Genomic DNA, 13,030 nt, shown 5'->3' with positions numbered 1-13,030 from the left:
CATAAGGTTGCTGCTTGGTACTGCGCAATGCGCGTCAGCCTGCACCTGACGAAAAGTCGGCGCTGGCAATACGGAAACTTACACCGCCGTATAAGCGCTGGAGAAGGAATCCACCCACTCACGTGCAGTGTAAAAAATACCTCGTGCCATTTCTTCTTCTACCCAGGTGATAACTGGCATATCCGGGTGAGCCGCGTAACCCAGGCCGCCAAAGGTTTCATTACGGATACCACTGGGATCAAAGAAGTAAATAGTTTCACCCCGTGTAATGCCATGACGGGAAGGCAGGAGTTCAATCTTGACGCGGTTCTTGGACAGCACGTCACCCGCATGCAGGATGTCATGCCAGCCATCCAGGAAAAAAGACAAATGATGGAAGCCATCAGTCGGCGCGCCAACAATGGCAATGTCATGCGGCTTAACGGTGCGCGTCATAAAGGCGGCTGCCATCACTTTATGGCCTGGCCCAACCATGGCTTGCTCGGTCAGACGAAAATCCAGCGCACCCTTCAGGAAATCATGACAATCAGCCACATGGTTGATGCCTTTTTCAGGATTCAATTCGCCCAGAATCAGGCAGTGATCCAGCCAATGTACGCCAATGCCATGCCTTGAGTCGGGCCAGGGATCAGGATTCATCACGCCGACATCCTTACCCAGAAAATCCTTCTGAGCAAAAAGATACATCCGCTGACCGCTAGGCAGCATAAAGCTGATCGAACGGCCGCAAAATGTCAGCTCGCCCGCTGCATGCTTACTCACTGCAACACCTGCATCCGCCACCCGCTTACCCAGAACATCAAGGTCTGCATCGTTCTCTACTTTATAAGCAATATGATCAAGCTGCGCACGGTCAGAGGGTCTGAGCACGACGGAATACTTGTCCCATTCATCCCAGCATTTAAGGTACGTGGTGCCATCGCTGTCACGATGGGTAACATCCATGCCAACCACCTTGGTGTAGTGGTTAACAGAGGCAGCAATGTCCATCACGCGTAAAGAAACGTGACCAATTCGGGTAACTCCCATGAGACTCTCCTTATTCCGTTATTAGATTGATAAAAACACATTCAGGCAAACATCTGGTAAAGCCGTCAATTTCATATGGTGAACTAACTATACCGTTTATACCTTGGCAGGTGGTGAGAAAATGCCGCCCGCTTCGGGGATAACATAACGCCCCCGGTAAAACATCAGCGGTAATGCCGTCTCATTTACGGTAAAGCGCTCTACACGCCCGATCATTATGACATGGTCGCCCCCTTCAACACAACGCTCGGTTGAACACTCGAACACTGCTGCGCAACCCGGGAACAAGGGCACCTCGCCCAGCCCGTGTTCAAATGCAACACCATCGAACTTTTCAGTCGAAGGCCGTGCAAAACGATCTGACAACGCTTGCTGATCTGCCGCCAAAACATGCACCGCAAAATGTTTGGCTTTGGCAAACGCCGGGTAACTGAAGGCTTTGACTCCAATACTCCACAGCACCAGCGGCGGGTCAAGCGAGAGTGAATTAAAACTATTCGCGGTTACGCCAATCGCGCCACCCTGCTCATCACGTGTCGTAATGATGGTAACGCCCGTCGCAAAGCTGCCCAGCGCATTACGAAATTGCTTGGTATCCATGCTTTATATCTTTTATCGTTAATGGATTATAGATCATCGCCACCGGCAGTCGTCATAAACCCGCGCATGCCGATACCACCATCCGTATTGATAAAGGCACCCGTTGTTGCCGACGAATTCGCGCGCGACGCCAGCAGCACATAAGGCCCGCAATAATCCGCAGGCGACGGCATAACGTGCAGCGGGGTGATATGTTTCACCATGTCTTCAAGATTATCCAGCTGATTCAGTTTGGTGCCTTCCGTGCCTGTTGCCTTCAAGCCACCCAGCTCGGTTTTCATGCCACCCGGCGCTACGCCATTCACGCGCACTTTGGGGGCTAATTCATAGGCGAGTTGTTTGACTACACCCACCAAGGCGTGTTTGGATGCGGTGTAAATAACGCCGCCACCATCAGGATAAAAGCCGGCGTTAGAGATGGTAAAGATGATATTACCTCGTGTTTTGAGCAATTCCGGCACGGCAGCCTTCACGCCCAGAATGCCCCCTTTGACGTTTACCGCCATGAGCTCGTCAAACGCCGGGCCGATTTTGTCGGCATCGGTATGCGCGAGCTTCATGAAAAAATCAAAAATGCCGGCATTGGCAATAAACGTATCCAATTTGCCAAACTTGGTCACAGTGGCTTTGACCGCCTTGTCGTTATCGGCATACTGGGTGATGTCCCCCTGCGTCACGCACACCTTATCGCCAAAATCCTGAGCAAGTTTTTGCACTTTAGCCGCGTCACGCTCAATCACGCCCACGCGGGCACCCTCTTGAATAAATCGTTCAACCAGTGCGCGGCCCAAGCCGGAACCACCACCGCTGATTAATGCCACATCATTTTCTAACCAACCCATGCTCTTCTCCTTGAAATAAAAAAACCCAGGCAACCTGCAATGATGCAAGCGGCCTGGGTAGTTTAAACCAACCGATTATTGACGCGAACGAATATATTCAATCGTATAGACGCTAACTGGAATCGGATCAAGCGACACGCGGAAGTTCAGCGTGGTGCACTGGTTTGCCTGAACATCGATGGCTGAAGCGGAATCCCATGTCCAGCGACCTTTTTTCGCAGCTGCCGGCAACTGACCAGAAGAATGGCCAACACCCAACATCCAGAGCTTCCAGAACTCGCCTTTGCGGTCATACACTTCGCTCAAGGCACCGAAGAAGGATTCGGCCTCAAAATACAATGTACGATGGCCAACGGGGTGATCTGCACGCTTAGGTACCATATCCACAACATAGACTTTACGCAGACTCCATGGCGCTTCTACCCAACAACTACCCTTGCCACCCCATGCGGGATAACGCCAGTCAGCGGTTTTGTAGTCATCCCGCAGTTTGGCATCGTTGTGCGAGTAGTAAGGCACCAGAATATTCTTGGTACCCAGATACTTCCAGGTGAAGTCACTGACTTTGCCATTAAAGCCACGGAATTCCTCAATCATGACGTTGGAACCCAAAAATGGGTCTGTCGTGGCTGCTGTGGATAGACGGCGCGCACGACGCTGAAAGCCCAGATAGAGCTGGCCATCATCATCCCGTGAGCTATCCGCACGACGTTTGAACAATACGGCCGTATCCTTCAAATCCTGTGGCGATTTCACAACAAGGTTGATGTAGTTGTAAAACTCGTCCGATCCTGGCAAATTAACCGGCGCATTGATGGTACGGAACTGGGTGTTCGATAATGCGCCTGGACCAAAAGTCACCGTACGGTTGATTTTTCCGGTATTGCCATCGCGATATTCCCATACGAAGGGGTCAACGTTGATGTCATCCGGCACTTCGAGGCCATAGCGATTGTTCCACACCAGTTTTTCGGCTGCATTCGGGTCACTTGCTGATGGCTCATACGGGAAGGGCATGCCACCAGCATAGCCTTCGATCTTGCCCTGACCAAAAGCCACCTTGGCTTGTGCTGCTGTTTTTTTCGAGGCAGCGATATAGGCAGCAGGTGCAGGATCAGAATAATTCTTGCCTACACGAATGCTGGTATTCCCCGCTTTGATCTGATTGTAAACCTGGGGCGCCAGCACATCCTTGAACTGATCGGCGTTGGTTTTATCAATGACCACCCCTTCTTTAACCCCGGGGGCCGTCGGGAAACCCTTGGCGTAGGGGTGGAAGAATGCGTCAATTTCTGCATCCGTGGCAGCAAATGCGCTACCCACAACACCCATCACCAGACTGGTAATGAGTGGTGCCATGTGTTTTTTCAACTGTTTCATCATGGTTCCTTTATTTGATTAGAAAAAATCAGAACTGGTATTGCATGTTGAAGAAGATTTCATCTTCTTTATGTGCTGTACCGATCGAGCCAGCTTTAAAGCGGCCGAGCGCTTCCAGCCCACCTATGCCACTATCCACGTACGGAAGAGGCGTGCCATTGGGTGCCAGGGTTCCCGTGGTACCACGGCCATCTGCCATGACATAGCGATCCATGTTGCCTGTCTGCCATTTGTAGTTGGCACCCACCTTGAACTTCAGCTTATCGCTGTAGAGGAAGGTGACATTCGGCTCGATGACATTGGCACGCGCTTCAATATCCCGCGCAAAGATAAATTTCGGGTTCAAGCGATCTTGCATGTACTGCGCGCTGATCACCAAAGTGAAGAGATGATTATCCTTCACGCCGACTGTACCTTCTTTCACAGGACTGCCACCAACGGCCGACGGAACGCTTGTTTCCTGGAAGCCATTGATATGCTGCCAGAAGAATTGCGCAGATACCAAGGTGGTACGCTCAGGGTTGATCCAATCGATCTGGCTCGCACGATCCAGACCAATCACGCTGCGCCATACCTTGTGCCTGGAATACATACCACTTTCAAGTGTATCGACAAATTCTTCGCCGTGACTGAGTGCACCTTCCAGACGAACCGTAGTATTCAGTGCTTCAATATTGAAATCCATTGAGCCGCCGAGCACGCTGATGCGTGGATACACCATATCAAACGCCAGCGCAGCAGGCCGGATAGCGTGCAGGCTGGGCATTTGCGAACGACCGGCCAACGCATTGAGCGAGAAAGCGATCGTGCCATCCTTGCTCACGCCTTCAAAACGCGTACCGATCTGGGTATTTTTAAACTTCCAGTCAGGCAGGTCTACGTTACGAAGACCGGCAAAGTGATTCGGCAGGGTGACAGCCACACCACCAATGGGGCTGGCGCTTGGGCCAGGGAATAAACCAAGTGCTGCCGCCGGTGCCAGGTTACCAATTGTGCCACCATAATCCCACAGGCTTTTGATCGCGCGGAAGAAGCAACCGGCATCAAGCGCGACGTTTGACGTACCGCACTGACCGAGATTGTTCGGACGGAACTGGTCAAAATTCCACACCACTTGCAAATTACGCTCGGAAAGCGAGTCGCTGGCACCCATACGGTAATTGGTTTGCAGAATCCACATCGGGATGCGGATATCCTCAAACTCGTCATAGATGCTGTTGCGCGAATAATCCATCGGATTGATCACGTCCAGCACGCGGAACAAGTCACTACGACCCCAGACCACCTGCTGCTTACCGACTTTCACGTTGAACTGTTTGCCGCTATCCAGATCCCATGTCTTCTGGGCATAGAACTCGCGGATGAAATCGAGACGACCGTTAAATTCTGGCGCCTTGAGTTGGTTGCTGGTGAGCGCACCATAACCGCCAAAGTCAGCACAACCACGGCGATCGACATCGCAGGGGCGGACGGGAACGGCCAAATCAAGCTGACCAAAACCATTCGCATCCTGATAGGCTGTATTCCAGCGCTGCCCTACATGTTGTAGACCCTGATTGGGGTTGCTGGCAGGCGTTGAGTCCTGCTGACCTGTAAACCCAAGGTAGAATGGAGGCAAGCCAAAAGAACCGCCTGGCGCGTTTGCCGGGATAGCAATCGCTGAACCGCCATAAGGCGCTGTGGTTGCTGTTGCGCCGGGTACCCCAAAGAAATTACTGACGCCAGACGACTCAGCCATGTTGATAGCGCCACCGGCATTCTTGCCATACTCTTCGTCATTCAGGTCATACACGCCATCGTACGTTCCGCGGAAGATGCCTTTGAAAGACCAGCCATCACCGAGTTCGCGCTTGTGTTCAACCTTCAGGGTATTACGAAATTTGGATAGCCCGACGCGATTGCCGGTGGCATCCTTGCCGCGCATGCGCGTGTCGTTTTCGTAATAGATTTTGGTTTCGCTATCATTCAGCGTTGGCAATTCATCGGCATGCACTGCCGGGATACCGAAACTGGTCAACAGCAATGGAACGAGGCTGGCACGCAGCCACCGGGTCACCAGCGCCGACTTTTCGTGTCGTTTCTGAGTCATTAACTTCCCCTCCTGAGGTTAAAAATTAGTCGCACTTAACAGCGTGCGAGCTTGGTTGAAACTTACTGTGCTTACTTTGTTTTGTTGACTGCCATGAATTGAAGTCCAACGAAAACAGCCTAACAAAACACCTCATCTCCCGCTTTTTTCTACTTACTTTTTACATTGCCATAACAGATAAGCCGTCACGTTGCGCAAAATACATCAAAAAAGTCACTAAATCAATTTTTTTGACCATGTTGCCAAATTACAACATGAAGTTGAGATTTTTACCGGTGACAAAACGCTCATCAATGTCGCACAACCGATGCAGCAATCGCAGCTGGCCGTTGCCATCACGACGCCAGATGTCTTTACGTGAGTAGCTGTAGGTCATTTCTTCATAGATGCGGCGGTTGCGCACTACCAGGCAGTTGGTAAACACGCGATATTCGCCTGGCTTTTCACCTTCATAGACTTCCATGTTGTTGATGAAGTGCCGCACAATTTCACGCGGGTCAGCCGTCCATTGCATGGGGGATTCGCTTTGTCTCACGCGCATTTCAAGATAATAGTAGTTTTCGTTCAGGCTATAGGTGCTGTCTTTGCCGGTGTAGCGATTGTCCTTGCGAAAACGTAACTGCCGATTGACAGCTTGATACAGAATGTCTTTATCAATCAGGGTGTCAATCCATTCACGCAGGTTCTCTTCGCAAATCAACCGCGCTTCGCGATAAATTGTCTGCTCGATTTCATGGTAAATATCATGCGTTACGGATTTTAATGCGTCCATGCGAACTCCTTCTTTTTTTTGGCGCTGAGTGATTGATAAAAATTATTACCGGCCTAAAAACTCACGCTTCCACGCATCCGGATCTTTGTTGAGCAATTCATCCCAGTCTTTTGCCATCAGGTATTCGCGATAGGCGCGGTAGTACCCCCGATAGGATGTTTCGCCCACCGATGAAGGGCCGATGATTGCGCCACTTTCTTGATCCACCTTATCGTCCCCCAGACCCATTTGCGCATTAAGCCGACCTTTACGTATCTGTCGCCCACGGTTGAGATGGGTCATGGATTCCATGTTGTCGGCATCGTCCCCCTCGAGCATGCCGGCCGTGCCAAAGGTGCGGGTTGCCATGTCCAGAATGGCTTCTTTCAACTCATCGGGCATGTTCTTTTCAACAATACCCCAGGTAAATACTTCAATGTGATGCGGGCCGCGTGGCGCCCATACCTTGAAGGTATTGGTGCCCCACAGATAGGAGTTATTAGGGAATACGGTCGAATTGAAGTGGCTGCCGTAATACCCGCCACGCGTCTTGCCCATTTTTTCTGCTACTTTTTTGCGGTTTTCACCGTACCATTTGCGTGCCATATCGCCCGCTTTACCACCGAGCAAGGCGGGACCAGCATCGGTAAGAATACCGAGGCCGTGGCCAAAACGGGTGGTAATCTGAACGCCAGCACCGGCAGGCGGCACCATTTTGTTGCCAGACATGGCGGAGAGCTCACCTCCGAGCACACTTAACGAGGCGGCATGGGTCCAGCCGACGTGGTAGGCATCACCGACAAAATTTTCTGCCGGTGTTTTCCAGTTGCATTTCAGCAAACTACGCGATGGAGGACCGACGAGTTCAGCGCCACCCGTTGAATCCATCCAGACATCAAGATAGAAGCGGAATTCGCCAAGGTAGTCGTACAGGCTAGGCGCTTGCTGGTCAAAGTTCCCATACCAAAAGCCCATATAATTTTCGGCACGAATTTCGGTCAAGCCGTGAGTCGATTTGTCGAGTACCCCTTTATAAAATTCGTTTTCGAAGGGTACTGCCTGCAACGAGCCATCCAGACCGTAGGCCCAGCCGTGGTAAGTACAGGTAAATGCGCGGGTATTGCCGGCTTCAGCTGAGCAAACCCGCGTGCCACGGTGAGCGCATACATTGAGGAATGCCTTGACGCCGCCATTCATTTGGCGAACGACGATGACTTCGTCTTCACCCATGATGGCCGTAGTGAAATCACCCGGATTAGGAATCAGGCTGTCGTGGGTGAGAAATAGCCAGCAACGATCAAAAATTCGCTCGAGTTCAAGCTGATAAATTTCTTCATCCCAGAAAATTCGTTTGGCTTGCGTGCCATTACGAACATCGACCAGACTTTCAATATTTAACATGATAGGGCTCCTCTCTTCTTCGTCTTGGGAAAGAATATGCTTTGCTGTTGGGAACAGCAGCCGTCAGCGGGACACGTACGATTCGAGATACTCTGTCAGGAATTGCAGACGGTCGTTACCCCACCACATCTCGTTGCCGACGAACATGGCAGGCACGCCGAAGACACCGCGGGCGTGGGCCTCTTTGTTGATTTCGTTATAACGGCGGGCGGAATCCTCACCTTGCGTATAGGCGAGAAACTCATCACCCGACCAGCCGAGACTGACGGCGATCTTGCGTAAAACAGCCTCGTCAGACATATCCTCGCCCTGCCCCCAGACAGCCAAATACAGGCGATGGACGTAGTCGCGTTGCTGGCCACGGTCGATTGCATAGAAAGTGCCGCGATTGGCCCGCTCGGAAGCATAAGTGGGCGGAAATTTAAGCGGTACGTTGTAACGCTGGGCCCAGCGTTCCATATCGGTCGTCAGATAGCGCAATTTGGGGGGGACCTGGCGATTGGAGGGGCCGTTGTTACCGGCGGCAAGCTTGGCGGCCTGGAGGTCAATCGGTTTGTAACACAGCTCGAGTCCGAAACGATCGGCGATGGCACCGATCTGCGTTTCTGCCAAATAGGCGAACGGGCTCAGGAAATCGAAGTAGAAGTCGAGATGTTTTTTCATTGGAATGGTGTCTCCTCAGCGTCCGCAATCAGTTGCCTTGCTGGCTCAGTTTCTTGTGCAACTCAGCCCAGCGCTGGCCAGAGATGCGCGCACCTTCAAGATAGGATTCCGGTACGCTATCAAAGCGATACGGCGGTCGCGCGGGACCGGCGTTCATCCACCCGCCGGCGTTGAAACGCGCTTTTTCGAGTTGGACGTTGTAGGTCGAGAATTCCTTGAATGAGCCATTCGGCATTAGCGTTTGGGCGGTATGGAGGATGGCATTTTGCAACTCGGTGGCTTTCGTCCAGTCACCGGTTTGTTTCGCTTTGATCACTTCATCACGCAGGTGCAACGCAGGCAGCGGGCCACAGTTTGTGCCACTCGTCCAGAAGGCGGTAATATTTTCCGGATCAATTCTTGCCGCTGGAACATAGTCCATATCGATCGGCAGGAAGCGGATTTTCCCTTTGGTTAACATCAGGTCGAGATAAAGGGTAGCAACGCCGATATATTTGCAGGTAACCACCTGCGGGATATCGGCGACCTGCGCCCAGAAAGGCCGTGGAAAATCAAATTTAAAGGCTTCGGGATTGGCATAAACCGCGATCGACATATCCGGCACAGCTTCTGCGACATCATGGTAGAAGCGTACGGCACTTTTGGTATCGCAAATCTGCCACATAGGCAAGCCCAGCATGGTGCCATCCGCACCGATATCGTAGGCTTCTTTGGTTTGCTGAATCGTGTCGCGCGTGTTAGTGGTGGTGGTGCCGCAGAAGTAAGGCACACGCCCACGCACGGTCTCGACCATCGTGCCAATGACTTTACGTTTTTCTTCCCATGTGAGTGAAGCACCTTCACCAAACGTACCTAACGAAAGAATGCCATTGACACCTGACTTTACCAGCTCTTCAGCAACGCGTGCCACTTCATCCAGATCAACGGTATCCGTCATGCGCCAATCATCGGCACCAGGCTTGGCGGGTGTGGGCATAATGGCCCAAGCACCATTAATGTCGTTAACAGACAACACGCGAGAGGTGTTACTCATTTGTAAATCTCCTTAAGAATTTTAATAAAAACGGTCGAAATGCAATTGCTGCGCTGGTACCCGCTTGTCCAGCAGCAATAACCGCTGAATTGCGTCTGTCATTGGCGGCGGGCCACAACAGTAAAACTCGTAATTTTCAAAGCCTTGAATCAGTTTTTGCTGCATGACTTCATGAATGAAGCCTTGATCGCCTTGCCAGCCCTCAGTAGGTGTGGATATCGCGGGAATGATGGTTGCACGTTCGGCCATGAGCGGATCACGCGCAAGAAGCGCTTCGATGCACAGGTCATTAGGGGTGCGCGCGCCATAGAAAAAGGTGATTTTTCGATTCGCCAAACGAGGATCGCGCACAGCGGCACGCACGATCGAGACCATAGGCGAAAGGCCAGAGCCGCCACCAATACAAACAATATCACGCGGACTTTCGGGACGAAGATAAGCCAAGCCATACGGGCCATCAATTTCGATTTGATCGCCTGTTTTAAGCTGAGTAAACAGCACACCGGTACCCCTACCCTTGGGTACGTGTCGGATAATGAAATTCCAGGTGCCGCCATCTATGGGCAAATTGGACATGGAATAAGCTCTCGCACCCTCAACGCCCGGCAGATGCAACAAGGCAAACTGCCCTGGCAGGAAAGCTGCCGGTTCGGGCGCCTGGAAGCAAAACTCAGTTAAATCGTGCGTGAGTTTACGTGCTTCAACCAAAGTGGCTGCCACTCGTGCCGGACGATGCAATGGCACATAGTCACTTTTTAGCCGTACCTTGATGACGCAGTCACTGGTCGGCTCACACTGACAGGCCAATCGCCGACCTCGCTCACGAGCCCGCGCCGAAAGCCCTGGCGCTTCAGGCCATAGCTCTTTAACATCGCCGGAAACCACTTCAAACATGCAACTACCACACCCGCCCGAGTTGCATTCGTAAGGGAAGCCCATGCCTTGGCGCAAGGCTGCGCCAAGAAGGGTGTCGTTAACAACAGAGAATTCTTCACCTGTACCATCAACCTTGATCGAAAAACCAGTTTCCATAAATCAGGACTCTAGCGAGCAATAAATGCCTTGACCAAGGCCAGTGTTTTATCCAACTGCTCCATTTGCGGAATATGGCCTGATTGATCGATGATCTCAACGCGAGAATTCGCAATACGCTTTTGAAACTCCTCAGCGTAAGCCACGGGGATGAGTTTATCCTGCCTGCCCCAGATAATGAGCGTAGGCACATTAATCCGGTGAATCCGCTTGGCCAACCCTTGATCGGGGAAAGGCCAGATGAATTTGGCAACGCAGCCCAGCGACCATACGGTGTGCGCTATATGCTTGACCATCATTTCAGGATCAGCAGGCGGGGTGAACATGGCCTGCGCGGCGGGAATGGAGGGGTCGAGAAAAAGATAACTCGGCAGGTTCTGCGGCTGATCAAGATACAATTGATTGGTCAGCACCGGAATGTCATCGCGCCACAAACCAGCGGGGTCGAGCGGGATGATCTTGCTGAAAATATCCTGAAAATGCGCTGCCAGATCACACATCAACATGCCGCCAAAAGACTGGCCGATGGCTACGGGACGCTTGAGGCCTAACTTGCGCAGAACTTCCTCGTAAATAAGCACGAGATCAAGAAAGGTATCCACCTTGTGAATGGCATACGGGTCGCCAAAGGTTGTCCCCGGCATTTCGGGTGCATAGACCGTGTGGGTTTCAGCCAGCCTGTCGAGAAACTGATCCCAGTACAAACCAGCGGCAGGGTGAAGATAAACCAATGCCGGACCGCTACCCGCAATTTTGACACGAACATCTATCTGATCATTCCAGGCCTTGACGACTTCTGTACGCTCCGGGCCTTTGATAACTACTTGTGTAGACATTAAATTCTCCTGATCTTGTGTGTGCGCTGAACTTCGTATAGTCAGCACATCGGGACTGAGTTAAACCAATCGATAAAGGTAGGAAAGGTTACGTAAAACCCCTATTTATGATTAGCGTGCACCACTCGGCCACCAGCGATTTTCCCAATTTTCATCCTCCCAGATTCCCTTTAATTTGGGCAGAATATGCTTGCTGATCATGTCGATATTCTTCATAACCAACTCATGCGGCATGGGACCGATATGAACCATGATGACCAGGTGACCGATACGGAAATTTTTGACCATTTCAATCAGCTGCTGGGCGACAGTTTCTGGCCCGCCAACAATCGCGCATTGATTGTCGACCAGCTCTTTGTAGTCGATCGTGCGCATCTTCGGAACAATGCCAAAGTCACCCGGGTCTTTGATAATGAATTCCAGCCCCTTGATATCAACATAACCCGGCAGCCCCAGTGATTGCATGGGGATAGCGCCAAGACCTGTACGGTAGCCTTGCTCAATATACGGACCATATTCACGGTGAGCTTCTGCATCTGTTTCACCCACAAATACCGCCTGGACAAACGACAGGCGATAGGGGTTACGATCTTTCCCGCGCTCTTCGGCCATATCCCAATAGCGATCAAAAACCCGCTTGCCGGTAAGCTTGGGGCCAAACCAGCTGAGATACAGAAAAGCATCGTCATTATCAATAATACCGGCCAGCGTGACGGGGTTACCAATCGCTGGCGCCCATACCGGGGGCTTATCCTGGAACGGTCGTGGCCACACGTTCACTTCTGCATATTTATTGTATTTACCATTCCACGCGAAAACCTCTTCAGAACGCCATGCTTTTTTGATCAATTCGAGATTTTCATAGAAGCGCGCGCGCGTCTCAATCGGCGGGATGCCGTTGTTACGATTAACGTCGTAACTCAGGCCAATCGGAAAGCCTGCAACCAGACGCCCCGCACTGATTTGATCCAGAACGGCATATTCAGCGGCAATCCTGAGAGGTTCTCGTGACTTCGCCAATGAGCGCCCGACGCAAGCAAGACCCACATCCAGTCCTTCACTTTGCGTGGCATAGGCCAGCGCTGACATTTGCAGGTTCGGGTTTGGCAAAATGTCATAGCTCGCCTGCTCGTGCTCGGTTGTCGCCAAACCATCAAAACCAGAACGCGCGGCATGCATCATTTCATCCAGAAAGTGCATGTGATCCTGATGCATCAACTTACGATCGACCAGCGCATGATACGGCATGGTGGTTACCGAATCGTACTTGCTTGCGTAATCCGACGCGAAATGGCGGTAAGCCAGCTGCTCAAATGCGAGTACCTTCATAAATAATCTCCAGAAATGGGTCAAAAACAAAAAATCACGCTTTTT

12 protein-coding genes are annotated in these 13,030 nt (G+C 51.6%); all 12 read right to left on the bottom strand.

Going from position 1 to position 13,030, the window contains the following annotated elements:
• Nucleotides 1-78 precede the first annotated feature (78 nt).
• The gene (locus tag PG1C_RS04410; protein ID WP_202636189.1) at nt 79-1,029 is read right to left on the bottom strand and encodes a catechol 2,3-dioxygenase; all 951 of its coding nucleotides are present in this window, start codon (nt 1,027-1,029) and stop codon (nt 79-81) included.
• A 96-nt stretch (nt 1,030-1,125) separates the two neighbouring features.
• Nucleotides 1,126-1,629 (bottom strand): flavin reductase family protein, encoded by a 504-nt coding sequence (locus PG1C_RS04405; protein WP_202636188.1) that lies wholly within the window; start codon nt 1,627-1,629, stop codon nt 1,126-1,128.
• A gap of 26 nt (nt 1,630-1,655) precedes the next feature.
• Entirely contained in the window at nt 1,656-2,471 is an 816-nt protein-coding gene (gene hcaB / locus PG1C_RS04400) for a 3-(cis-5,6-dihydroxycyclohexa-1,3-dien-1-yl)propanoate dehydrogenase (RefSeq protein WP_202636187.1), read from the bottom strand.
• 75 nt (nt 2,472-2,546) lie between these two features.
• A complete protein-coding gene (locus PG1C_RS04395; protein WP_202636186.1) occupies nt 2,547-3,830 on the bottom strand; it encodes a DUF1329 domain-containing protein in 1,284 nt (427 codons plus the stop codon).
• 49 nt (nt 3,831-3,879) lie between these two features.
• Nucleotides 3,880-5,940: a DUF1302 family protein gene (locus PG1C_RS04390; RefSeq protein WP_202636185.1), complete on the bottom strand. Its 2,061-nt coding sequence runs from the start codon at nt 5,938-5,940 to the stop codon at nt 3,880-3,882.
• A 247-nt stretch (nt 5,941-6,187) separates the two neighbouring features.
• Nucleotides 6,188-6,712, bottom strand: a complete 525-nt coding sequence (locus tag PG1C_RS04385; RefSeq protein ID WP_202636184.1) for an aromatic-ring-hydroxylating dioxygenase subunit beta — start codon at nt 6,710-6,712, stop codon at nt 6,188-6,190.
• A 45-nt stretch (nt 6,713-6,757) separates the two neighbouring features.
• Nucleotides 6,758-8,092, bottom strand: coding sequence for an aromatic ring-hydroxylating oxygenase subunit alpha (locus tag PG1C_RS04380; protein WP_202636183.1), 1,335 nt, complete (start codon nt 8,090-8,092; stop codon nt 6,758-6,760).
• 63 nt (nt 8,093-8,155) lie between these two features.
• Nucleotides 8,156-8,755 (bottom strand): 2-hydroxychromene-2-carboxylate isomerase, encoded by a 600-nt coding sequence (locus tag PG1C_RS04375; protein ID WP_202636182.1) that lies wholly within the window; start codon nt 8,753-8,755, stop codon nt 8,156-8,158.
• A 28-nt stretch (nt 8,756-8,783) separates the two neighbouring features.
• Nucleotides 8,784-9,788, bottom strand: coding sequence for a dihydrodipicolinate synthase family protein (locus PG1C_RS04370; protein WP_202636181.1), 1,005 nt, complete (start codon nt 9,786-9,788; stop codon nt 8,784-8,786).
• Between the two features lie 21 nt (nt 9,789-9,809).
• Nucleotides 9,810-10,820: a 2Fe-2S iron-sulfur cluster-binding protein gene (locus PG1C_RS04365; RefSeq protein ID WP_202636180.1), complete on the bottom strand. Its 1,011-nt coding sequence runs from the start codon at nt 10,818-10,820 to the stop codon at nt 9,810-9,812.
• Nucleotides 10,821-10,831: 11 nt separating this feature from the next.
• Nucleotides 10,832-11,656, bottom strand: coding sequence for an alpha/beta fold hydrolase (locus PG1C_RS04360; RefSeq protein WP_202636179.1), 825 nt, complete (start codon nt 11,654-11,656; stop codon nt 10,832-10,834).
• Between the two features lie 111 nt (nt 11,657-11,767).
• The gene (locus PG1C_RS04355) at nt 11,768-12,985 is read right to left on the bottom strand and encodes an LLM class flavin-dependent oxidoreductase (RefSeq protein ID WP_202636178.1); all 1,218 of its coding nucleotides are present in this window, start codon (nt 12,983-12,985) and stop codon (nt 11,768-11,770) included.
• Nucleotides 12,986-13,030: the final 45 nt, after the last annotated feature.

The organism is Rugosibacter aromaticivorans (assembly GCF_000934545.1).
Lineage (GTDB): Bacteria > Pseudomonadota > Gammaproteobacteria > Burkholderiales > Rhodocyclaceae > Rugosibacter > Rugosibacter aromaticivorans.
Note: the sequence above shows the minus strand (reverse complement) of the source record. Positions and strands in the feature narration are given on the sequence as shown.

Bases quoted from the DNA above. Each gene is read 5' to 3' on its own strand.
- PG1C_RS04410 (WP_202636189.1), bottom strand. From the start codon at position 1,029: ATGGGAGTTACCCGAATTGGTCACGTTTCTTTACGCGTGATGGACATT.
- PG1C_RS04405 (WP_202636188.1), bottom strand. From the start codon at position 1,629: ATGGATACCAAGCAATTTCGTAATGCGCTGGGCAGCTTTGCGACGGGC.
- hcaB (WP_202636187.1), bottom strand. From the start codon at position 2,471: ATGGGTTGGTTAGAAAATGATGTGGCATTAATCAGCGGTGGTGGTTCC.
- PG1C_RS04395 (WP_202636186.1), bottom strand. From the start codon at position 3,830: ATGGCACCACTCATTACCAGTCTGGTGATGGGTGTTGTGGGTAGCGCA.
- PG1C_RS04390 (WP_202636185.1), bottom strand. From the start codon at position 5,940: ATGACTCAGAAACGACACGAAAAGTCGGCGCTGGTGACCCGGTGGCTG.
- PG1C_RS04385 (WP_202636184.1), bottom strand. From the start codon at position 6,712: ATGGACGCATTAAAATCCGTAACGCATGATATTTACCATGAAATCGAG.
- PG1C_RS04380 (WP_202636183.1), bottom strand. From the start codon at position 8,092: ATGTTAAATATTGAAAGTCTGGTCGATGTTCGTAATGGCACGCAAGCC.
- PG1C_RS04375 (WP_202636182.1), bottom strand. From the start codon at position 8,755: ATGAAAAAACATCTCGACTTCTACTTCGATTTCCTGAGCCCGTTCGCC.
- PG1C_RS04370 (WP_202636181.1), bottom strand. From the start codon at position 9,788: ATGAGTAACACCTCTCGCGTGTTGTCTGTTAACGACATTAATGGTGCT.
- PG1C_RS04365 (WP_202636180.1), bottom strand. From the start codon at position 10,820: ATGGAAACTGGTTTTTCGATCAAGGTTGATGGTACAGGTGAAGAATTC.
- PG1C_RS04360 (WP_202636179.1), bottom strand. From the start codon at position 11,656: ATGTCTACACAAGTAGTTATCAAAGGCCCGGAGCGTACAGAAGTCGTC.
- PG1C_RS04355 (WP_202636178.1), bottom strand. From the start codon at position 12,985: ATGAAGGTACTCGCATTTGAGCAGCTGGCTTACCGCCATTTCGCGTCG.